Source organism: Bacillus sp. LUNF1, from assembly GCF_011008975.1.
Lineage (GTDB): Bacteria > Bacillota > Bacilli > Bacillales > Bacillaceae > Bacillus > Bacillus velezensis.
The window spans coordinates 3363946-3386628 of sequence record NZ_CP048876.1; the positions used below are offsets into that span (position 1 = coordinate 3363946).

Below are 22683 nucleotides of genomic sequence, written 5' to 3' on the forward strand. Positions count from 1 at the left end.
CGCCCTCTATTCTTACGGACACTTCCCCTCCGATTTTATTTCACATACTTTTCTTTGATGTTTTCTTTTATGACGTTTACCGCATCATCCGCCGATTTTTTTGCTGTTTTTTTCCCCGAAGCCGCATCAAACATTAAACTTTCAGCGCCAGTCCATACCTCGGCCATTTCAGGAATATTCGGCGCAGGTGCCGCTGACTCATATTGTTTAATAACAGCAGACGCCAGCTCATTTTTTTGCTCCCCCGCTTTCTTCCTTGCGGCTGTGTTGGCCGGAACTTCATTTGTATCCTCATAAAAAGCGAACGCATTGTCATTATTTGCAGCATACTCAAGCCATTTTTCAGCCAGCTCGGGTTCCTTTGTATATTTTGAAGCAACCCAGCCTTTGCCGCCCGCAAACGGAGCATATTCTTTTCCGTTTGGCAATGTCGGAATAGGAGCGGCTCCATAGTTCAGGCCGGCCTCTTGAAAATTGGCAGCCGACCAAGGCCCGCCGATGATTGCAGCCGCTTTCTTATCCAAAAACATTTGCTGAATAAAATCGTCTGCGCTTGAGTTATCCTGCATGCCTTTTGGCCAATACGTTTTAAACCATTTCTCCGCATATTTCACCGCTTCTGCAGCCCCTTTATTGTTCAGGCCGATATCCCCGGGATCTGTGCCGTTTTTCCCGAATACATATCCGCCGTAACCGGATAGCAAACCGTACGACATATAAAAGTCAGTCCACTTTGCTAAAAATCCCGTTGACTTTCCTTTTTCAGAAGCAAATGAAAAGCGGGGATCCTCTGTTAATGCTTCAAGGTCTTTAAATGTTGCCGGCGCTTTTTTTATAAGATCTTTGTTGTAATACAGAACAAGCGTCTCAATCACCAGCGGCATTCCGTACACCTTTCCGTTAAACGTTACCTGCTGCATCTCTTTATCTCCAAAGCTTTTTGTATCGGCAGGTTTTAGATCAAGCAAATGACCTTGCTGCGCCAAACTGCCGATCCGGTCATATGCGGCAAGCATAACGTCAGGCGCATTGCCGGCCGGGCCGTCCAAAGGAAGCGCCTCCAGCTGATCGAACATTTGCTTTTCTGCAATGTTGATTGTGACGTGATTCTCTTTTTCAAACTCTCCTTTAATGCTTTCAATATATTTTTTATAGGTTTCTTCAACGGACACGGTCAGTACCTTTTTGCCGTCAGCGCCGGCCGATTCCTTTGAATTTGAACAGGCGCCGAGACAGAATGCCAAAACTGATGCCGTCAATAAAGCCAATCCCTTTTTGACGAACCCCGCCATATCTTTTCCCCCTTTTATTATGAATCTATTACAATTCTACTCTGTTAGAGAAAGCGGTTTCAAAGCCTTTCAGCCTGTTACCGATAACAGAATTCAGACAGGGGCGTCAGCGCTCAAAATCAAAAATTCTCCCGGCTGAACAGTAATAGCATCATCATGTTGAAGGATCTGATCCGTCCACGCATCGTAAACTTTTCTGCTTCTCTCCATATTAAAATCTTGCAAACGGATTTCCCCGGCCCGGTTCCCCTGATTAAAATAGAAAATCAATTGCCTGCCATTGAAAACCCTAGAAAAACTGATACAATCGTTTTGATCATCAAGCAGATGCCACTCAAGACTCCCGTACGTCAATAAAGCGTTTTCTTTTTTGCGCAAGGTGATTAAGCGTTTCATACAGCTGAGCATTTCCCGGTTTTGCTTTTCCTTTTCCCAAATCATACACTTCCGGCATAATGGATCTCTCCCGCCGTCCAGACCGATTTCCGTTCCGTAGTAGATGCAGGGCGCTCCTGTCTGGGCAAACATAAAGGCCAGCAGAGCGCGGGCTGTTTTCTCATCATTTCCGCACCTTGTCAGAAGACGTTCTGTATCATGGCTGTCCAGTAAATTAAACATCACCTCGTTGGCCTGCCGCATCCCATTCATCAAGTGCGCGTTTAATCGATAGGCCATGGATGAAGCAGAAATCTCCCGGTCAGCAAAATAAGCAATCATCGGCTCTGTGAAAGGATAATTCATCACGGCGTGAAACTCATCTCCTCTGAGCCAAGGTTCCGATGAATGCCATATCTCTCCCAAAATATAAAGATCGGGCTTCTCGGCCGTTACAGCCTGCCTGAATGCCTTCCAAAAAGCGTGATCCACTTCATTTGCCACATCTAAACGCCAGCCGTCAATGTCAAATTCACGAATCCAGTACAAAGCAATCTCAAACAAATACCTTTGTACTTCCGGATTAGCCGTATTCAGCTTCGGCATATCAGGCGTAAACGCAAACCTGTCATAATTGTCTTCTTTCACAGGAAAAGAGTGAATATGGAACCAGTCTTTGTAGCGGGACCGGGCCCCGTGTTTTACAACATCCTGCCACTGCGGAGAAGCGCTGCCTATATGATTAAAAACAGCATCAAGCATAATTTTCATTCCCCGCTCATGAAGCCGGCTGACCAATGTCCGGAAAAGCTCCCGATCCCCAAAATGCGGATCGATGGAATAGTAATCCAGCGTGTCATATTTATGGTTGGATGGAGAGGAGAAGATCGGAGTCAAATAAATTCCGTTCACCCCTAATTCTTCTAAATAGTCGAGCTTGTCAATAATCCCCTGCAAATCTCCGCCAAAAAAATCATTAACGTCCGGGTCCTTGCTCCCCCAAGGCAGTGCAGCTTCCGGTGACAGGTCTTCTCTTCCATTCGCAAAACGTTCCGGAAAAATTTGATACCAAACCGTTGATTTCGCCCATTCAGGCGCTTGAAATGTATCCGCCTCATGAACAAACGGAAGCTTAAAATAATAATGAATCGTTTCCAGCGTTTTTTTATTTACAGGACAGACCCCTGACGCTCCGAAAAAGATGTTTTCATGCTGGTCTGAGACAATAAATGCATATTGCAAACGCCTGAATGGCGGCGACACTTCAGCAAACCAATAATCATGGTTTTGGGTTGCGGCTGTTTTTCTCATTGGCTGCTCGGCTGCCGACCATCTGCCGCCGCTGTATTCATAAGGATCGCCCCACACCAATCGAATCTGATCAGCATCACCTTTTTTCGTCCGGATTTTGATATGCACCGTTCGCCCGTCATAAGAATAAGCATCAGCACTGAACGGCTGATGGTGTATTGCGGCATATTCCATCATGTTTCCCCCTTTTTATAGGCTGGCTTATGCTTTGAAGGTAGCATGATGAAATCGGGAGAGGCAATCGTTTTTCTCTTGTTACCGATAACAGAATCAAGCTTTCACAAAGTTGATTCCCGCACAATTAACTCCGGTTCAAAAAACAAATGACCTTGAGCTGCGCCGCCTTCATTCATTTTTTTCAGCAGCATTTTCGCACAGGCCTCTCCCATTTCCACAACCGGCTGTCTGACCGTAGTCAGCCGCGGGGAGGAAATGCGGTCAAGAAAAACACCGTCATTTCCAGTAACGGCCACATCTTCGGGAATTCGTTTTCCGAGTGACTGCACCGCACGAATGACCCCGAGCGCGATTCGGTCGGTGGCGCAGACAAACGCGGCTTGCCGGCCGAGCGTTTTCAAAACTTCTCTTGCCAGGCTTTCGCTTTTTTTTGAACTGTTAGCGATCCGAAACAGCTTCGTTTCTCTGCAGCTCTCTTTCATCGCCCGAATATACCCCTGTTCTCTTGAGCGTTCGAATGGCTCATCCAAATCAATGCCGAAAAAGACAACCTCACGCTCCCCCAGCCCCATGACTTGGCGGGTTGCCATAAAAGTCCCTTTTTCGTTATTCACATCGACAAAATCATAGCCCATTTCATTTTCTCCAAATACGACTAACGGCTTTTCAAAAGCTTTGATGACAAATTCAAAATCGGCCTTTCTTAAGCCGGTGGCAATAATGCCGTCGCATTGCCCGATATTGAGTGAATTTCTTGTCACAAGCTGCAAAGCATAATGATGGCGATCCAGCTCCCGGCTGATTCCGGTCAGCAAGTTCATGTAATAGGGTTCGGTCGTATCCATTTCCTCAAGAATCAGCAATTTGACAACCTGTGTTCTGTTTTGCACAAGCGCTCTTGCCGCATAATTAGGGATGTAATTCAGCTCTTTCATTGCGGAATGAACGAGCTTTTTCAGTTCATCTGTTACCGTATCAGGGTGATTAATCACACGTGACACCGTCATTTTCGAAACATTCGCTCTCTTAGCCACATCTGACAACGTCGCCATTTTCCGTCTCCTTCCGCTTTTGCTTAGATAGCCAATCCGAATTAGTTAAATTATACTACGATGGTAATCTGGACATAAAAAAAGATTTCCCTAAGGAAATCTCACATTGTCAAATACACTCGATTTTAATGAAGTCCGCCCGGCACTCACACACATGCCAGATGGCTCTTTTTTATATTTCCGTCCATTTTTTCTGAAGGATCGGGTACGAGTAATTGTTCATCTGCTCAATCAGCTCATCCGGCCGGGAGGAACTGTGTATCAGTTTTAAATGAGACTCATTCGAAAATCCTTCCTGAATGCTGTACTTGACCATCTTCATCATTGGCTCAAAATACCCGTTCACATTGTACAGTCCGATCGGTTTTTGATGAATGCCGATTTGCGCCCAGCACAGCACTTCAAATAACTCTTCATATGTTCCGAAGCCGCCGGGCATGGCAATGTACCCGTCGGCAAGTTCACTCATTTTCGCTTTCCGCTCATGCATGCCGCTGACTTCAATCAGCTCCGTCAGATTCTGATGAACAACCTCTCCGCTGAACAGCCCGCTCGGCATGACGCCGACAGCTTTTCCGCCGCCTGCCATTAACGCGTCGGCGACGGTTCCCATCAGACCGACCCGTGAGCCGCCGTAAACAAGGCCGATTCCCTGCTCCGCCATATATTCACCCAGTTCGGCCGCTTTGCGTTTGTACTCTTCATTTACCCCCGGGTTTGACCCCGCAAATACACAAATGGTTTTCATTTTTTCATCTCCGTATCTATATATGTACATCAATAAATCAAAATACACTATATATTGTCCCATCTCTATATGATAATATCAATAAGAATCATACAGGACATAAGGAGTGTTTCACATGCAGATGGCTGAAGCAGAACAATGGACGAAAGATTTTTATGAAAAACGAGGATGGACGGCGTACGGACCATTTATCAGAATCGGCTTTTTAATGGAAGAGGCGGGTGAGCTCGCCCGGGCGGTAAGAGCATATGAAATCGGCAGAGACCGGCCGGATGAAAAGGACGCAACCCAGGCTGAACGCAGGCAGGAGCTGATTGAAGAAATGGGTGACGTCCTCGGAAATCTGGCTATCCTTGCCGATAAGTACGGAATCACGTTAGAAGATGCGATGAAAGCCCATCAGGAAAAACTGATCAAGCGCTTTGAAACCGAATAAAAACACGGCCTGTCCGCATTTTCATGGACAGGCCGTATCTGAATTTATCCTGTTATCTCGTCCTGATGCTCAAAGAAATGCTGTTTCCCGATTTTATGAAACAGCCCCGTCTTTCGGATCAGCTCTCTCGGCTGTGATTGCAATCCGACGATCATCAATCTCCCGTTATGCCGTTTGATCCGGTTCATCACATTCCCCAGCACCGCTTCTGCGGAGGTATCCATGTAATGCACATTATTCATCAGCAGAATAAGCGTCTTCGGCTTTTCCTGAAGCCTCTCCAGCAGCGATGATTCCAGTGAATCAATTGAACCGAAAAACAGCGGCCCTTCAATGGAATATGTGCTGACGGATGAATCATTTTTAACCGATTTGACAGCGGCATGCGGTGTTTTGATGCTTGTTGATTCGCTCATTTTTCTGATAAAGAAAACAAAAGCGAGCACGAGACCGGCAGAAACGCCGATGATTAAATCAAACAGAACCGTCAGTAAAAAGGTTGCCGCCAGTACGAATGAATCAGTGTTTTTCAGCCGCATCATATTGGCGACTTCCCTCCGCTCACTCATGTTCCAAGCCACAACCATCAATACCGGCGCCATGCTTGCCAGCGGTACGTGAACGGCAAGCGGGGCGAAGACGAGCAGGACGAGGAGGACGGTGACTCCGTGGACAACACCGGAAATCGGAGAAACTGCGCCGTTTTTAATATTTGTTGCGGTCCGCGCAATCGCTCCCGTTGCCGGTATGCCGCCGAAAAGCGGCGCTGCCATATTGGCGATGCCCTGCCCGACAAGCTCCCTATTGCTGTCATGCCGTGATCCTTTCATATTGTCCGCGACCATCGCCGATAATATGGACTCAAGTCCGCCGAGAAGCGCAATGATCAGAGCCGACGGAAACATCATGATCATGTTATCGATTGAGAAATCCGGAAGCTGGAAAGCCGGAAGCTGCCGCGGGATTTCCCCGTAAGCAGAACCGATTGTCGCCATTTTGTCAGGGAAAAACACCACCGCCGCGGCTGTAGAGACAAGCAGCGCCACAAGCGCGCCCGGAATCTTCGGCATCAGCCTGGCTGATAACAGCAAAATGGCCAAAGCAATTCCCGCGATGAGGATGCTGTACAAATTAAAGGTTCCGAGCTTCTTGCCGATTTCTGCAATGTTGAGGATAAAGCTTTCATGCTTTTGAATATCGCGCAGACCGAGAAAATGGGCAATCTGCTCCGAGAAAATCAGCACCGCGATTCCGGCCGTAAATCCGACGATCACCGGCTTCGGCACGAATTTCATAATCTTTCCGAGCTTAAATACGCCAAACAGGACGAGCATGACGCCTGCCATAAAACCGGCTACAAGTAAATTCTCAAAACCATACTGCATCACAATGGCAAATAAAATGGGAACAAACGCCCCCGTAGGCCCGCCGATCTGATATTTAGAGCCGCCCAACAGCGAAATCAGAATTCCGGCCACAATAACGGTGTAAAGCCCGTATTCCGGACCGACCCCCGAAGCGATGGCAAAGGCCATTCCCAATGGAATCGCTACAATTCCGACCACAATTCCTGCGATTAGGTCTTTCTGAAATTTCTGCAAATTGTATCCCTGATATCTGCCGGTAAATTGCATCGTCAGCTGCATCCTCCTTTGACTGTTTCATAACCGTCAACGACAACATCCAGCGTCCCCGTCCCCGGATCGATCACCAGCCCGTGCACCGGCACCTCTTCAGGCAAGAGCGGATGATGCCTGACCATATTCACGCTGTGAGCCACGCTTTCTTCGACGCTGTGAAAACCGGTCAGCCATGTTTCCAAATCGACTCCCGCATGCTGCAGAAGGCTGAGACATTTGTCCTCAACGCCGCGCTCTTTTGCTTTATTTAATATGGAAGCCGCATTCAATCCCGACATTCCGCACTCGCGGTGACCTATGATGCAGACTTCCTCTGCCTGCAGTTCATAAACGGCAACCAAAATGCTCCTCATCACACTTCCAAATGGGTGAGAAACAATGGCTCCCGCGTTTTTTATGATTTTGGCATCGCCGTTTCTGAGTCCCATCGCCTGCGGCAGAAGCTCCGTCAGCCTTGTATCCATACAGGATACGATGACAAGCTTTTTTTTCGGGAATTTTGTCGTTTGGTAAGGTTCATATTTCCTTTCTTGGACAAACTGCTGGTTGTGCTCCAAAATGCTTGATAAAGAAACCATTTTTCTATTCATCTCCCATCCGATTGTATTGCAAGCCTTCTTACCCAGCTTACAGTAAGGAATTATAGCACAGAAAAAGGCCTCAAAAGCGCTTTCAACAAAAGACACGATAATTTGACTGTAAATTCAGATTATGTTCATTTATATCTTTCAAAAATAATAAAATTTATCTTTACACCAACCTATAAAGCTTTTGAAAACAGCGGTTCCGCTCATTTTGCCTTCAGAAATATAGGCGGATTCTGTTATTGTTTGGAGAAATCAAGCATGTACATTTCTTTTTCTTTCATTTTAAGTTCAAAAGAACCAGAAATTTATCGTAATGCGTTTGAATATTTCTCACGTTACCGCTTCTCTTATATAATAAAATAGAGAAGAAAGACAAAGGAGGAGAAGCCCGTTGAAACCCTATGTATTCATCGCGAAACCGATACCGCCGGAAGTCGAACAAATGATAGGCGAGCATTGCCGATATGACATCTGGAAAGAAGATACCATTCCAAAAGAGGAACTGTACGAAAAAATGAAAGATGCTGAAGGGCTGCTGACATCCGGAACGGCGATTGACAGTGATTTGCTGGATCACGCGCCGAAGCTGAAGGTCGTCAGCAATAATTCAGTCGGCTATGATAATTTTAATATTGAAGAAATGAAAAGACGCGGGGTTGTCGGCACGCATACGCCGTACACCTTAGATGACACTGTCGCTGATCTGGCTTTTTCATTAATCCTGTCTTCCGCCAGACGGGTTGCCGAATTGGATCGATTCGTCCGCGCCGGCAAATGGGGAACCGTTGAGGAAGAATCTCTTTTCGGTATGGATGTCCACCATCAGACATTAGGAATTATCGGCATGGGCAGAATCGGTGAACAAGCTGCCAAACGGGCAAAATTCGGCTTCGATATGGACGTGCTGTATTATAACCGCAGCAGAAAACCGGATGCTGAGAAGGAACTCGGGGTTACATATGGCGACTTAGATACACTGCTGAAAACATCAGACTTTGTGCTTTTAATTACGCCGCTTACTGACGAAACGTATCATATGATGGGAGAGCGGGAATTTAAATTGATGAAAGATACGGCATATTTCGTCAATATTTCCCGGGGAAAGACGGTTGATGAGAAAGCGCTCATCCGCGCATTGCAGGAGGGCTGGATAAAAGGCGCCGGTTTAGATGTGTTTGAAAAAGAGCCGATCGCCGAAGACAATCCGCTCCTGCAGCTGGAAAACGTCACATTGCTTCCGCATATTGGGTCAGCAACGGCAAAAATCCGCTTGAATATGTTCAAGCAAGCCGCACAAAACATGATTGACGCCGTATACGGAAAAACGCCGAAAAACCTCACGAAGGAATTTCAATGAGATGAAAAATCCCGGCCTTTCAGCCGGGGTTTATTTTTCGCTAGATCAAAAGTACTATTTTTAAATTCTTTCTATTCCTTTCTCTCGATGCTGATACAATGAAAAGGAATCAGCTTCACATGATAAAAATGGGAGGTATTGCTTTGAAAAAACGATTATCGTGGATTTCCGTTTGTTTGCTGGTGCTGTTCTCCGCGGCGGGGATGCTGTTTTCCACGGCTGCCAAGACGGATACATCTTCTCACAAGGCGCACACTGAAGCACAGGTTATCAACACGTTTGACGGGGTTGCGGATTATCTTCAGACCTATCATAAGCTTCCTGATAATTACATTACAAAGTCAGAAGCGCAGGCCCTCGGCTGGGTTGCATCAAAGGGGAATCTTGCAGACGTCGCTCCGGGGAAAAGCATCGGCGGAGACATCTTCTCAAACAGGGAAGGCAAACTCCCTGCCAAAAGCGGACGGACGTGGCGTGAAGCGGATATTAACTATACATCAGGCTTCAGAAATTCAGACCGGATTCTTTACTCAAGCGACTGGCTGATTTATAAGACGACAGATCATTATAAAACCTTTACAAAAATGAGATAAACATATACAAAAAACGGCTTCCCTGCGGAGGCCGTTTTTTTTTGCAGAGAACCTGCGAGCTTCATATAAAATGAGCAGTAAATTTTTCTTCAAACTCTGACCGGTCTATTCTGCTGTTTTCCGCCGTGCCATCGTGTTTTTTTATTGTTATATTGCGTTCAGACAGAACCATGTGGCCTTCCGGTGTCCGCTTAGAAGCAAGCAGGCGTTTGTTGAAAGGAGAGCGTTCATGTTCAAAGATTGTTTGTTTCATAGACTTGAGGTCCTTTTCATCGATTTCTTCAAGCGAAAATGCGTAACCTGTCTGCCAGCCGTCCCCTTTGTTCATTTCAAGCAGGTATGTTCCGAATTCCGTCTCTTCTATCCTCACGCGGAACGCTCCGGCCGCTGATACCGTCTCGTCTCCCGACATCGGCACAGGCTGCATGGCGAGATTGAGGCCGAAGCCTGCATCAGCGATGTACTCATTCTCCCCGGCGGAAAGAAGTACGGCCGCATGTGTGCCGGGCAGCGCCCAGCCGTTTTTCCAGACCGTTCCGCGGATCAATTTGACATCCAATCCGGCATCTTTCAGGATGAAATAAAGCAGTCCGTTCAAGTCATAGCAAAGGCCGCCATGAGGTTCCTTCACCATGTGCCGCCACAGTCCTTCTTTCGTGACGTCATATTCTTTTTTGGACAAAACCGCGCGATTTTCAAACGGAAACCGATACGCGAGCGCCTTTAAAAACTCCGGCAGGTTGCTGAAATCGAGGGAATCCTTTTCCCAGCCTATCGTTTGATAACAATCTTTCAGAAACTCATTCATCGTTCCGTCCCCCTTACAAAGTGTTTACACTTCTTCCTGCACATAAGCGGACAACTTTTCCAGCGCTTCCTTTTCATCATCGCCTTCAGCGATCAGAGTGACTTCCGTCCCCGTGCTGACAGCCAGACTCATTAATCCCATAATGCTTTTGGCATTCACTTTCTTGCCGTTTTTCTCAAGAAACACATCTGATGCAAAACGATTTGCCTCCTGTACAAACAATGCAGCGGGGCGCGCCTGCAATCCCGTCTTTAAACGCACTTCCACTTTCCCCTGAACCATAAGATCTCCCCTTTTCTGTACGGTTATTTCAAAGTGATGCTTTGTCCTGTACGCAGCTGTTCTGCGATTTCATCGAGCTTTCTCAGCCTGTGATTGATGCCGGATTTGCTGATTTTCCCGCTTGCAACCATTTCCCCCAGTTCTTTCAGCGTGACCTCCTGATAATCAATCCGCAGCTGCGCAATTTCGCGAAGCTTTTCCGGCAGCGCTTCAAGACCGATCCGTTCATCAATGTATTTAATATTTTCCACCTGTCTGAGCGAAGCCCCGATGGTTTTGTTTAAGTTTGCTGTTTCACAATTGACGAGGCGGTTCACTGAGTTTCTCATATCTCTGACAATCCGCACATCTTCAAAACGCAGCAGTGAATTGTGAGCGCCGATGACATTCAGAAATTCAGTGATTTTTTCCGCCTCTTTTAAATACGTAATATAGCCTTTTTTCCGTTCAAGCGTTTTGCTGTTCAGATGAAATTCATTCAGCAGCGCGCATAATGAATCGTTATGTTCCTTATAAAGCGAGAAGATTTCCAAGTGGTACGACGATGTTTCGGGATTATTCACAGACCCCCCCGCCAAAAACGCCCCTCTCATATAAGAACGTTTGCAGCACCGTTTCGCCACCAGTTCCTCAGAAATATTCCGTTCAAATATAAAGTTCTCCCCGAGGATTTTCAATTCCTCTAAAATCAGCTTTGCATTTTCAGAAAAGCGCACAATATAAACATTGTTTTTTTTCAGCCGCATTTTTTTTCTGACTAACAGTTCGACCGATACATCATATTGTTTCTTCAGCAATGTATAAATGCGGCGGGCAATCGCCGCATTTTCGGTTTGAACGTCAAGCACGAGATGGCGGTTTGAAAATGACAGGGAACCGTTCATCCGAATCAGCGCGGACAGCTCCGCCTTGGCGCAGCAGTCCTTCACTTCCAGATTCGTCAGTTCTTTTTTTGTTTCCGATGCAAATGACATATTAGCCACCTCATTTCAAAAGGCCTCTAGTCCCTTAATAAATCGACAAGAAGAGAAGCCACTTTATGTGTATCGTGACGGATTACGCCATTTTTATACGTGATAATCTGATCCCTGATGACCTCAAGCCCCATGGATTTCAGCTTTTCAACATTGAAGTCGACGGGCCGGGCCAGCTCTTTCGCATATTTGTTTTTGATTTCGTCAGGGATCTCCTCATTGTTGATTAAGATCGTGTCGATAAACGGCTGCTCCATATGATCGTTCAGCGCCTTGACATGGTCGGCCGCACTGTATTGCAGCGTCTCTCCGGGCTGTGTCATGACGTTGCATATATATACTTTTTTGGCCGCAGCCTTGACGACTTCCTCTCCGATTTTCGGTACGAGCAGATTCGGAAGAATGCTTGTGTACAGGCTTCCCGGACCGATAATGATTAAATCGGCCTGACGGATGACGTCAATCGTTTCCGGGAGCGGATCAATTTTTTCAGGCGTAAGAAACACCCGTTTAATCCGCTGGCCGTAAGAAGGGATTGTCGATTCTCCGGAGACGACCTGCCCGTCCTCCATTTCAGCGTGAAGAACGACACTGGTGTTGGCAGCCGGCAGCACTCTGCCGCGGACATTCAGCACCTTGCTCATTTCGGTGACAGCGTGAAAGAAATCACCGGTTATATTTGTCATCGCTGCCAAAATCAAATTGCCGAGCGAATGTCCGGTTAAGTCGCTTCCTTTGTTGAAACGGTGCTGAAACAGATTTTCAACGAGCGGCTCAACATCTGACAAAGCGGCCAGTACGTTACGAATGTCACCCGGCGGCGGAATTTGAAGTTCATCCCGCAGACGGCCTGAACTTCCGCCGTCATCAGCAACTGTCACAATCGCCGTAATATCAACGGGCTTATGCTTTAACCCCCGAAGCAGCACGGACAGACCCGTTCCGCCGCCGAAGATTGCGATTTTCGGCTTCTTATTCATTTCCGGCTTCTCTTTTCAATGTCCCGGTGAGTGACATGAGTATAGAAATCTTTTTTAAAATAGTCAGCCAAATACTCAGCGAGCGTGACGGAGCGGTGCTGGCCGCCCGTACAGCCGATCGCGATGACAAGCTGGCTTTTACCTTCCCGCTTATAAGACGGAAGCATAAAGCCGAGCAGATCAACAAGCTTTTCAATAAACTTTTGTGTTTCGTTCCACTTCATCACATAGGATGACACTTCCTCATCTTTCCCCGTAAGCGGCCTCATGCTTTCAATGTAGAACGGATTCGGCAGAAACCTTACATCAAACACGAGGTCGGCATCTATCGGAAGCCCGTATTTGAACCCGAATGACATTACGTTCACTGTAAATGTTTCACCTTGGTTCGTGGCGAAATGCGCCACGATTTTTTCACGCAGATCACGCGGTTTCATATCCGATGTGTCATAGATCAGCTGAGAGCGCCCTTTCAATTCTTCAAGCAGCTGGCGTTCCAGCGCGATTCCTTCGAGAGGAAGCCCGGTAGCGGCCAGCGGGTGAGAACGCCTCGTTTCTTTGTATCTCGTCACAAGGATGGAATCCTTAGCGTCTAAAAAGAGAATGCGCGGTGTAATCCACGGATTTTCCGCCATTTCATCCAGCGCCTCAATCAGCCTGTCAAAAAATTCACGTCCCCGCAGATCCATGACAAGCGCGACCTTGCTCATTTTTGAACTTGATTCTTTCATCAGCTCCAAAAATTTCGGCAGCAAGGAAGGCGGCAGATTGTCGACGCAAAAATAGCCGAGATCCTCAAAGCTTTGAATGGCGACGGTTTTCCCCGCTCCAGACATTCCCGTAATGATGACGAGCTGAATATCATGGTTTTCATTCATACTCATCTTTCTCCCCCCTGCGGTCTTTCTTTTATTTAATAAACTGCGGATCTAAACGATAGCTGAGCAGCTCGAAGTCCGGCGTATACGTAAAGGTGCCGTGCAAAAGCCCTTGGCCCTTGATCATAAAATCAAGGATATGCCCGTCTCCGGGGGCCATCGGAAGGCTGTGGATATCTTTTACGTCATGCCACTTCAGAACGCCTTCCTCTGATTCAGCGACATTCCGCCCCGTGTAGGAGTCGGCGACGAAAGTAAACATCATCCACTCTGACACGATTTGTTCCTGTTCCTTAATAATAAAGGTAAATACGCCTTTTAACTGCGGATTTAGTATATAAATGCCCGTCTCTTCTCTGTACTCTCTGATGACGGAATCTCTGACGGACTCGCCGCTTTCCATCTTCCCGCCAGGCGCGACCCACCAGCCCCGTCTCGGCTTTTGGAGAAGGAGAACCTGATCATCTGTCTGCAGCACACAATTTGTCACTCTTTGCACAAGTACGTCACCTAACCTTCTCAACAAATCATCGTCTCTTCATTATACCGTTTCGGCATGTCTCTCACAATGCAGAGACACCGACATCCTTTTCTTTTATTTGACAGAAAACAGAAAATCGCAAAAAAAGGGCACGGATACTGGAATCCGTGCCAAAGTGTATTCATTAAAAAGGGGGTCAATTACTACATTCATCTTAAAACATCAGTATTTCACCCGTGTTACAGCGTAATTAAAACACAGTAACGATTCAAAAACTGAACATTACAGTGATTATTTAACGGTTTTGAGCGTTTCCTCAAGCTCTTCCACATAATGCTGAACGCTTTGAGCCGCAATACTTCCGTCGCCTGTCGCCGTTACGATCTGGCGGAGCGTTTTTTCACGGATGTCTCCCGCGGCGAAAATGCCTGGAACTTTTGTCTCCATTTGAGCGTTTGTTTCAATGTAGCCTTCTTCATTTGTGATGCCCAAGTTTTCGAACGGTTTAGAAAGCGGAAGCATACCGATATAAATAAAGACGCCGTCAGCTTTGAATTCTTCCTCTTCTCCCGTCACGGTATCCACAAGAGTAAGTCTGCCGACTTTTCCGTTTTCCTCATGGATTTCTTTTACGGTTTTGTTCCATTTGAAGTCAATTTTCTCATTGTCAAAGGCACGCGCCTGAAGAATGCTTTGCGCCCGCAATTTGTCACGTCTGTGAACGATGGTGACTTTTGAAGCGAAGCGTGTCAGATAGACGCCTTCTTCAACGGCGGAGTCTCCGCCGCCGACAACGACAAGCTCTTTATTTTTAAAGAACGCGCCGTCACAAACCGCGCAGTACGATACGCCGCGGCCGCCCAGTTCTTTTTCGCCGGGAACGCCGATCTTTTTGTATTCCGCTCCGGCAGAAATGACGATGGCGCGCGCTTTATATTCTTTTGAACCGGCTTTGACCGTTTTATATTCTTTGCCGTCAACGATTTCTTTGATATCGCCGTACGCATATTCCGCACCGAATTTTTTCGCATGTTCAAACATTTTATTAGAAAGTTCAGGGCCGAGAATGCTTTCAAAACCCGGATAGTTTTCAACATCCTCCGTGTTGGCCATCTGGCCGCCCGGAATTCCTCTTTCGATCATTAATGTGGATAAGTTCGCTCGTGATGTGTAAACAGCAGCGGTCATCCCCGCCGGACCCGCGCCGATAATGATCACATCATAAATTTTTTCTTCTGACACCATGATTCACTCCTTTTCGAAATGGGGCGCACCCTATATGACTAAGAATCCCCATCAATCGTATTCCTTACCCATATCCTATTAAATCTGAGAGCAATTCGCTATTTTTTTGCTCATTTTTCTGAAAAACCGTGATTAGGCAGCTCCTGAGCGGGTATACAAATAAAGAAAGAGCCTTCCGGGATAGAAGGCCCTTGTCTTATTCATTATTGCACGACACGTCTTACATTGCCGTTGAATGCTTTCTTCCAGTAAGGGTTGCTCATAGAATCAATGGATACACCGTGTGATGTATTATCGTTCAGGAACGTTCCGTTACCTAAGTAGATGCCGACGTGGCCGTTTGTTTTATACGTATTGAAGAATACTAAGTCTCCGCGTTTCATGTCAGACGCGCTTACTGCTTTACCTCTTCCGATTAATGTATCTGTGTTTGTGCCGCTTGCAGGTCCGAGGTTAACGCCTGCGTTAGCATAAGCCCAGCGTACGAATGAAGAGCAGTCAAAAATACGGTTGTTAATATCAGATTGAGTGCGTCCGCCGCCGAACTTGTACGGGGATTGACCCACAAGGCTTGATCCTACGCTGATCGCGCCTTCAATACCGCCTGAATTTGAAATAACAGATCCGCCGTCAGAATCATCTGAACCGCCGCTGTTATGAGATGATCCGCCTGAAGTGCTCTTCGGTTTGCTTGAGCTGTCATCAGATGATGTTGAAACAGCCGCTTTTTTCACAGTTTTAACCGCCGGTGCCGGCTGGCTGTCATCTTTTTGGTTTTGGTCTTCAGAAGCTTTTTGCGCTTCTTCCTGTTTTTTGATCAGGGCAGCTGCTGCAGCCTGCTCAGCTTTAATACGCTTCTGTTCTTTTTCAGTGTCAGCTTTTTCGTTTGCAAGCTTTGATGCTTCTTTTTTCAGATCAGAGATAGCGGAAGCCGCTTTTTTCTGGCCGTTTTTCGCTTCGTCGAAAAGCTTGTCTTTCTGATCAAGCTGTTTGTTCAGGTCTTTTTGCATAGACTCGAGTTTCGCAAGATCATCTTGAACTTTTTTCAGCTTCACGTTAAGTTCAGCTTCTGCATCTTCGAGTTTCGCTTTATCCTGCTCCTGCTGTTTGATCAGGTCTTTATCCGCATCAACGATAGAAGATACCGCAGTCGCACGGGAAATGAAGTCTCCGAAGCTTGTCGCCCCTAAAAGAACATCTATGTATCCTTGAGAACCGCCGTTTTCCTGTAAAGAACGAACGCGTTTTTTCAGGATTTCATTGCGTTTTTCAATACGCGCTTCTGTTTCTTTGATTTCTTTTTTCAAATCAGCGATCTGCTTTTTCGTTTTTTCGTTTTCAGCTTTTTTATCTTCGATTTTATTGCTTGTATCCAACGCTTTAGCGTTAATGTCTTTCAGTTCTTTTTCAATCTTAGCCTGCTTGTCCTGAAGCTTAGACAATTCTCTTTCTTTTGCTTCAAGGCTTGAAGCCACCTCAGATTGCTTGCTTTCGATTTTTGCTTTTTTGCTGTCTAATGTTTCCGCCGATGCAGTTTTTGTAAACGGGATCAAAAAACTGCTTGTCCCGATGACGGAAGCCAAACCAAGTGTTAATAAACTCTTTTTCACTTTTTCTTTCCTCCCTTTTACTTTAAACCTGTTCTCATTTGGAATTCTATTATGAACATCAAAGTTACGCTCCCTCACATACCCGTGAGGCTGATGATTTTTATGTATGAATCTTTAAATCTTTTAAATTGGTATAGATTATACAGCACATGTAAAATAAACTAATCTCTTATGTACGAGACTCATTATACCATCATGTTTCGACAATTTTTATTACAGTTATATTTCAATGTGATTGCAAATCTCATATTTTGCAAAATAAACGGTGATTACGGCCTGATTTCGATTCGAAAAGCAAAAAAATACGTATGAATACCTCTTTTTTCGGCGGTAAAGTTCTGTTTTGCCCTTTTCTGATAAAAAAAGAACCGACTCTTTATATAGAAAGAATCGGTTTTATTCTAAAATATCGTCTATTTGTCTGATGTATTTCGAAAGGGTTGCCGGCGTTATACCGTAAACGGCTGCTGTTTCTTTTTTCGTCGTTTTTTCGCCGTTTGCTTCTTTCCATACATATGCGATGGCTGCTGCCCATGCCCGCTCATTCTGTACGGCAGCGGCGGCGCGGATGTGCTGAATGACGTGAAAAACCCAGCAGCTCATGACGTCAGTTTTTAAACTGTCGGCTTCCGCTTTCTCCAGAAGCTTGACCGTCCGATACGTGAACACCGCATCACCGGAGACGCCAGAAGCGCCTTTTTCACCGGAAAGCAGCAGTCTGACGAAATCTTGTTCAAACGGTGAAACGGCGCGTTTTGCCGTCAGAACTTTTTCAAGCTGGTCCCGCTCTCCTTCAGCGCTGCTGATATAATAGGCGGCAAGCCGCTGTTCAAGTGAAGCAGGCAGCGGTTCCTGCCGCTCCGCCCAAGGCGCGGGCCGGTCTGATTCGGGAAATTCGGCTTCGGCCTTTTTCCAAATGGTTTCCGCAAATTCTGTGCGGCCTGTCCCGTAGGCTGAGGCGGCCAGCCAATAATAAAACGTGTCGTCGCCTTCGAACCCGCTTTTGTAAAGAGAACGGAGCCATTTATAACCGAGATCATGTCTGCCGACAAGCGCAAGCGTCGCTCCCAGCTTATAGCGCTGTTCGAATAAAATCGGATACACGTTGGCGAGTTTTCCGCTCAATTCTCCGACTTTTTCATCTTCTCTCTCGTAATAGCAGAATACAAGGAGGTTGCACAGGGCATGGAGATTGCCTTCATTTTTCTCAAGCACTTCGAATACCGTTTGTTTCGCTTTTGTGACATTGCCTGAGTAAAAGTAAGCGAGCGCCAGATTGTTGTATGCAGACCAAAGCTCGGGGTAATCGGCCGTAATCTCTTCAAGCATGACAACCGCTTCATGAAGCTGGCCGCTCTCAAGAAGCGTTTTTGCCCGGTCCTGCCTGATCAGCAGCTCATCCTGGTCGTAGAGCGATTCGTCTTCACCCGCTTCACCGAAATCCAAAAGCTCCATCAGATTTTCAATCTCTTCGCTGAATTCCCCGTCCGGATCGGCATCTGAATAAGCCGCCGCTTCTTTGTATGCTTCCTGAAAGAGTCCCAAATGCGCGAAATTATTCGCTTTAAAGTAATGACACTCGGGCATTTCTTCTTTCAGGTTCACCAAAATAAAGTCGAACAGCTCATTTGACTGCTGGTAGTGGCCCATTTCAGAATAAATGACGGCCAGCCGGGACAGCATTTCGGAATCATTCGGCTCGAGGTGGACGGCCCGCTGAATCAGTTTGCTGGCCCGCTTTAAATTCCGCTCTTTATATGCTTTTAAGCCTTTATGAAAAAAATATTGTCCATCCTGAAGCAGCTGGACAATTTGCGCGTGCTTTTTCTGTTCAGAAGTGTGTTTTCCCACAAATATCCTCCGTTTTATACGTATTACCGTCAGTAGTATACCATAAAACGGTTTCACCTCAATAGTTCAAAAGACAGGATCGGCTTCGTTTTTTACTGGCTGGTTCGACCAGATTTTAGCTGTTTTTTTCACGAGGCTCGGCTGGAAGAATGACACGGAAAAGGGTTCCTTCGCCGCGTTTGCTCTCAACCTCTATCGAACCGCCGTGCAGCTCTGCGATTTTTTGGGCGATGGACAGGCCGAGCCCGCTTCCCCCTGCGTTTCTCGCCTTGTCCGCTTTATAAAACCGTTCAAATACACGCTCCGCCTGTTCAGGCTCCATTCCGATTCCGTCGTCGGCGATTTCGACAGCCGCCGCTCCCGGCAGATCTGCAATTTTAACGGAAATGCGGCCGCCTTCACCGGTAAATTTCACGGCATTGTGAATCAGATTCATCCATACTTGGCTGAGCAGTGCTTCATCTCCGTACACATACGACTCCTGTAAATCAATGAGAAACTCAATCTGTTTGGCGGACCATTCAGGCTCACAGGTCAATATGGTGCGCCGCAGCTGTTTGTCAATGCGGAACGGTTTTTTTTGTATCGGTTCGGTTTGGCGTTCGAGCGCAGTGAGCTTCAGCAGATTTTCACTGATTTTTGATAATCGTTCTGTTTCTGTCTCGATGATGTGTAAGTAGCGCCCCCGCTCCTCATATGATAAATCCGGTTTTTTCAGAAGATGTGCGTAGCCCTTTAATGAAGTGAGCGGGGTTTGGATTTCATGGGAAACGTTCGAAATAAATTCTTGTTTCAGTTTTTCCATTTCACTCAGTTCCGCGGCGAGTGTCGACAGTTCATCAGCTAATTTCGTCACGGGGTGGTTCCGCTCAATCTTCTCCATTTTCCGGGAAGCGGCCGCTGTGAAGTTGCCGCTCGACATTTGCTTAATCGTGGCGGTCAGCGAATCCCAGATCGCATGATGCCTTTCACGTGCTGACTTTGAAAAAATAAACATCGTTACAAACAGCAGGCCGAAAACAAGCCAAAGCGTCAGAATCTGCTCGGCGTACGGAACAAGCAAAATCGGCCATATGAGACCGAAACCCTGAACGATCAGGTGAGCCGCCAGCCATAAGAATGCGGTGACGGTGAGAAGGATGATGATTTTTCCAGCCGTTCTGAAGATCCGTTTCATTCTGTCACCACAAACCGATACCCGAGCCCCCGCACCGTATGGATGGCAAACGGATAGTCCTTTTCCGGAAATCGTTCCCTCAGCCTTTTAACATGCACATCAACCGTCCGCTCGTCACCTTCATAATCAAAGCCCCAAATATCTTCTATTAATTGTTCTCTTGAAAACGTCTTATTCGGATAACCGGCGAGCTTAAATAAAAGCTCAAATTCACGCCGGGGCAATGTTAATCCCGCTCCGCCGCCGCGCGTTACGGTGCGGGATTGCTTATCTAATGTGACCGTTCCGATGGTCAGCAGTTTTTCAGCGGTGATCCGGTACCGTTTCAGCAATGCTTTGACCCTTGCTTCCAGCTCGAGCGGCTCAAATGGTTTGACGAGATAATCATCCGCTCCGGAAGTAAAACCTTGCACTTTGTCCAGCGTTTCGCCTTTTGCCGTCAGCATCAAAATCGGAATGTCCGTAAAGCTGCGGACGGCTTCGCTGACTTCAAACCCGTCCATTTTCGGCATCATCACATCCAGTATGATGAGGTCTATAGGTACTGATTCGATCAGCCGCACCGCCGCTTCCCCGTCTTCCGCTTCTGCGACGTCAAAACCGCTCTGCTCCATCATAAGGCGGACAAGCTCACGGATATGGCGGTCGTCATCCGCAACCAATATGACAGCCATGAAAATCCCTCCTTCTGCTTTTTTCTTTTCATGAATCGACATGATGTCTATAAACCGAATTTTTTCATTGTCTCCTGTACCGGCATACACGCTTATGGCTTGGCTCTTCATCGTTACCGACCGTACACCCGTATGAACAGGACTCCGGCTGCAAAATAAAAAGCAGCTTTTTCAGCTGCTTTTTATTCATAAAGTCTTGCTTTACACAGCTTTGTTTTCTAAGTCGGCATTCAGCTTCAGCTGCTGCTCTGCAAAATCGCGGTACAGCGAATGGGATGCCATTAATTCATGGTGTGTGCCCCGTCCGGTGATTTCACCCTGTTCGACAAAGAGAAGCTGATCTGCATCCACAACCGTGGATAAACGGTGGGCAATCACAATCGTGGTGCGCCCTTTCATTAAGACTTCGAGCGCCTGCTGCACCCATTTTTCAGATTGGCTGTCCAGACTTGATGTCGCTTCATCAAGCATCAGAATGCTCGGGTTGCGAAGGAGCGCTCTGGCAATGGCGATGCGCTGGCGCTGTCCGCCTGACAGCATAATTCCCCGCTCACCGACCTCGGTTTCAAATTTCTTCGGTAAGTCTTCAATAAATTGCAGGGCGTAGGCCATGTCGGCCGCTTGCCTCAGTTCCTCATCTGTCACTTCGCGTTTTAATCCGTAGCAGATATTGTCGCGGATGGTGCCTGACATTAACGGGCTTTCTTGCGACACGTAGCCGATATGCTCCCGCCATGACTCAAGGGAATACGCATCAATCGGTTCATTTCCGAGCAGGATGCTGCCCGCAGTCGGATTGTAGAATCGTTCAAGCAGCTTAAATAACGTTGTTTTTCCGCCGCCGCTCGGTCCGACGATCGCGGTGACTTTGCCGGCCTCAATCGTAGCCGTAATGTCTTTTAAGATGGTTTGATCTGTTTTGTAGCCGAATGAGACTTGTTCAAGCTTAATCGGCTGATCCGCGTTTTCAATGGCTTTTCCGGTTTGGATATCTTCTTCTTTTTCTGCAAGAATATGAATCATCCGTTCCGTTGCGCCGATGGATTTTTGAAGCTGTGTGAAAAATGAAGTGATCTGGCCCATCGGCATAATGATCTGAAACAAATACAGGATAAAGGCAACGAGTGCGCCGGCTGTCAATTCACCGGATGACACCTGCATCCCGCCGTACCCGATGACAGCGACCAGCGCCGCCATTAATACAAGTGTAATAAGCGGGCCTACGAGCGACTGCACCTTCGCTTCACGCAGCCCGAGTTTAAAGAGCGCCATGATGCCTGCTTTTCCGCGTCCGTATTCCGCTTCTTCAGCGTTTGACGCTTTTACAAGCCTGATTTCCGGGAGGATGTGGTTTAATAATCCGGTGAATTTCGCCGTTTCATCCTGTGTTTCCCGAGAAATTTTAAACATTTTCCGGCCGATCGGCACTAAAATCACCGCAGCCAGCGGCACGACGATCAGCACGAGCAATGTGAGCTTCCAGTTCATGAAAAATAAGATCGTCAGTGACCCGATAACGGAAATGATTCCGGTAATAAATCCGCTGATATTGTTTGTGATCAGCTCTTTTACCACCATTGTGTCATTGGTGACACGGCTGATCGTTTCTCCTGTGGCGTTTTTGTCAAAATAAGAGACGGGCAGTTTAATTAATTTCTGCCACAATAAATCACGCAGTCCCGAGATGATTTTCTGGCCGCTGTAGTTCAGGGCATAGGTGGCGTAGGCGCTTAATGCGGCCTGTACGATAAACACGGCTGCGATGATTCCGATTTGCACGCCTGACAGCGACGACATGGAAAAGCCGTCAACGAGCTGTTTTGTCAACAGCGGAATCAGCAGGCTGACGAGCGTTGTCACAATACTGAGAGACAGCGCGAAGGCCAGCATACCGTATGATGGTTTTGTTTTTTTGACTAATGAAAAGAATGAACTGAATTTCCCTTTAGGTTTTGGTTGTTTATTCGGCATATGTTTTCCTCCTATATCACTGTTTATACTATAACGGATGTGCATGAACGGAATATGAACAAAACGTATATTTTTGATAAAAACCAAAATAAACTCTATTAGTCAATATTATCAAATTCATCTGCCTCCGGTTGCGGAAATAAGAAATATTTAATTGAATGTTTAAGTTTGACAGATTAAAAAC

Annotated in this window: 21 protein-coding genes; 3 read left to right on the plus strand and 18 right to left on the minus strand. The window is 46.7% G+C overall.

The window, feature by feature from the left end; translation table 11 throughout:
* Nucleotides 1-35: 35 nt before the first annotated feature.
* The 4 genes from G4O42_RS16690 to G4O42_RS16705 all read right to left on the minus strand — a co-directional run bounded on the left by G4O42_RS16690 (nt 36) and on the right by G4O42_RS16705 (nt 4955).
* Nucleotides 36-1292 carry an extracellular solute-binding protein gene (locus G4O42_RS16690; RefSeq protein ID WP_032876261.1) on the minus strand — a complete coding sequence of 419 codons (1257 nt, stop codon included), beginning with the start codon at nt 1290-1292 and terminating at the stop codon, nt 36-38.
* A 93-nt stretch (nt 1293-1385) separates the two neighbouring features.
* On the minus strand, nt 1386-3155 hold the full coding sequence (locus G4O42_RS16695; protein ID WP_032876258.1) for a glycoside hydrolase family 13 protein: 1770 nt from the start codon (nt 3153-3155) through the stop codon (nt 1386-1388).
* A 101-nt stretch (nt 3156-3256) separates the two neighbouring features.
* Nucleotides 3257-4207, minus strand: coding sequence for a LacI family DNA-binding transcriptional regulator (locus tag G4O42_RS16700; RefSeq protein WP_032876255.1), 951 nt, complete (start codon nt 4205-4207; stop codon nt 3257-3259).
* Between the two features lie 172 nt (nt 4208-4379).
* Nucleotides 4380-4955 (minus strand): LOG family protein, encoded by a 576-nt coding sequence (locus G4O42_RS16705; protein WP_014418959.1) that lies wholly within the window; start codon nt 4953-4955, stop codon nt 4380-4382.
* Nucleotides 4956-5070: 115 nt separating this feature from the next.
* On the opposite strand from G4O42_RS16705, the gene G4O42_RS16710 reads away from it, so the two are divergent.
* Nucleotides 5071-5391, plus strand: coding sequence for a MazG nucleotide pyrophosphohydrolase domain-containing protein (locus tag G4O42_RS16710; protein ID WP_003151506.1), 321 nt, complete (start codon nt 5071-5073; stop codon nt 5389-5391).
* A gap of 44 nt (nt 5392-5435) precedes the next feature.
* Here the strand turns inward: G4O42_RS16710 and G4O42_RS16715 are convergent, their stop codons facing one another.
* Complete coding sequence (locus G4O42_RS16715; protein ID WP_029325817.1) at nt 5436-7025, minus strand: SulP family inorganic anion transporter; 1590 nt, start codon at nt 7023-7025, stop codon at nt 5436-5438.
* A 2-nt stretch (nt 7026-7027) separates the two neighbouring features.
* Nucleotides 7028-7609, minus strand: a complete 582-nt coding sequence (locus tag G4O42_RS16720; protein WP_003151503.1) for a beta-class carbonic anhydrase — start codon at nt 7607-7609, stop codon at nt 7028-7030.
* 400 nt (nt 7610-8009) lie between these two features.
* Here G4O42_RS16720 and G4O42_RS16730 point away from each other — a divergent pair, with 400 nt between their 5' ends.
* Both G4O42_RS16730 and G4O42_RS16735 read left to right on the plus strand, forming a co-directional pair.
* On the plus strand, nt 8010-8975 hold the full coding sequence (locus G4O42_RS16730) for a 2-hydroxyacid dehydrogenase (RefSeq protein ID WP_032876252.1): 966 nt from the start codon (nt 8010-8012) through the stop codon (nt 8973-8975).
* Between the two features lie 203 nt (nt 8976-9178).
* On the plus strand, nt 9179-9568 hold the full coding sequence (locus G4O42_RS16735; RefSeq protein ID WP_223204413.1) for a ribonuclease: 390 nt from the start codon (nt 9179-9181) through the stop codon (nt 9566-9568).
* A gap of 61 nt (nt 9569-9629) precedes the next feature.
* Here the strand turns inward: G4O42_RS16735 and G4O42_RS16740 are convergent, their stop codons facing one another.
* From G4O42_RS16740 to G4O42_RS16795, 12 genes are all read right to left on the minus strand, one after another.
* On the minus strand, nt 9630-10376 hold the full coding sequence (locus G4O42_RS16740) for an arylamine N-acetyltransferase family protein (RefSeq protein ID WP_032876249.1): 747 nt from the start codon (nt 10374-10376) through the stop codon (nt 9630-9632).
* Nucleotides 10377-10400: 24 nt separating this feature from the next.
* Nucleotides 10401-10658: an HPr family phosphocarrier protein gene (locus G4O42_RS16745; RefSeq protein WP_003151495.1), complete on the minus strand. Its 258-nt coding sequence runs from the start codon at nt 10656-10658 to the stop codon at nt 10401-10403.
* Between the two features lie 23 nt (nt 10659-10681).
* Nucleotides 10682-11632, minus strand: a complete 951-nt coding sequence (whiA, locus tag G4O42_RS16750; protein ID WP_017418846.1) for a DNA-binding protein WhiA — start codon at nt 11630-11632, stop codon at nt 10682-10684.
* 26 nt (nt 11633-11658) lie between these two features.
* Nucleotides 11659-12612 (minus strand): gluconeogenesis factor YvcK family protein, encoded by a 954-nt coding sequence (locus tag G4O42_RS16755; protein ID WP_032876246.1) that lies wholly within the window; start codon nt 12610-12612, stop codon nt 11659-11661.
* Nucleotides 12609-13496, minus strand: coding sequence for an RNase adapter RapZ (gene rapZ / locus G4O42_RS16760; protein ID WP_012118535.1), 888 nt, complete (start codon nt 13494-13496; stop codon nt 12609-12611). Before rapZ ends, G4O42_RS16755 begins: the two co-directional genes overlap by 4 nt.
* 25 nt (nt 13497-13521) lie before the next feature.
* Nucleotides 13522-13989 (minus strand): 8-oxo-dGTP diphosphatase, encoded by a 468-nt coding sequence (locus G4O42_RS16765; RefSeq protein WP_029325815.1) that lies wholly within the window; start codon nt 13987-13989, stop codon nt 13522-13524.
* A gap of 273 nt (nt 13990-14262) precedes the next feature.
* On the minus strand, nt 14263-15213 hold the full coding sequence (gene trxB / locus G4O42_RS16770; RefSeq protein ID WP_007407423.1) for a thioredoxin-disulfide reductase: 951 nt from the start codon (nt 15211-15213) through the stop codon (nt 14263-14265).
* 206 nt (nt 15214-15419) lie between these two features.
* Nucleotides 15420-16826 (minus strand): peptidoglycan DL-endopeptidase CwlO, encoded by a 1407-nt coding sequence (cwlO, locus tag G4O42_RS16775; RefSeq protein ID WP_032876243.1) that lies wholly within the window; start codon nt 16824-16826, stop codon nt 15420-15422.
* A 396-nt stretch (nt 16827-17222) separates the two neighbouring features.
* Complete coding sequence (locus G4O42_RS16780) at nt 17223-18677, minus strand: tetratricopeptide repeat protein (RefSeq protein WP_032876240.1); 1455 nt, start codon at nt 18675-18677, stop codon at nt 17223-17225.
* Between the two features lie 115 nt (nt 18678-18792).
* A complete protein-coding gene (locus G4O42_RS16785) occupies nt 18793-19854 on the minus strand; it encodes a sensor histidine kinase (RefSeq protein ID WP_007407426.1) in 1062 nt (353 codons plus the stop codon).
* Entirely contained in the window at nt 19851-20528 is a 678-nt protein-coding gene (locus tag G4O42_RS16790; RefSeq protein WP_032876958.1) for a response regulator transcription factor, read from the minus strand. The genes G4O42_RS16785 and G4O42_RS16790 overlap by 4 nt, the downstream gene beginning before the upstream one ends.
* Before the next feature lie 201 nt (nt 20529-20729).
* Complete coding sequence (locus G4O42_RS16795; protein ID WP_032876237.1) at nt 20730-22499, minus strand: ABC transporter ATP-binding protein; 1770 nt, start codon at nt 22497-22499, stop codon at nt 20730-20732.
* Between the last annotated feature and the right edge of the window lie 184 nt (nt 22500-22683).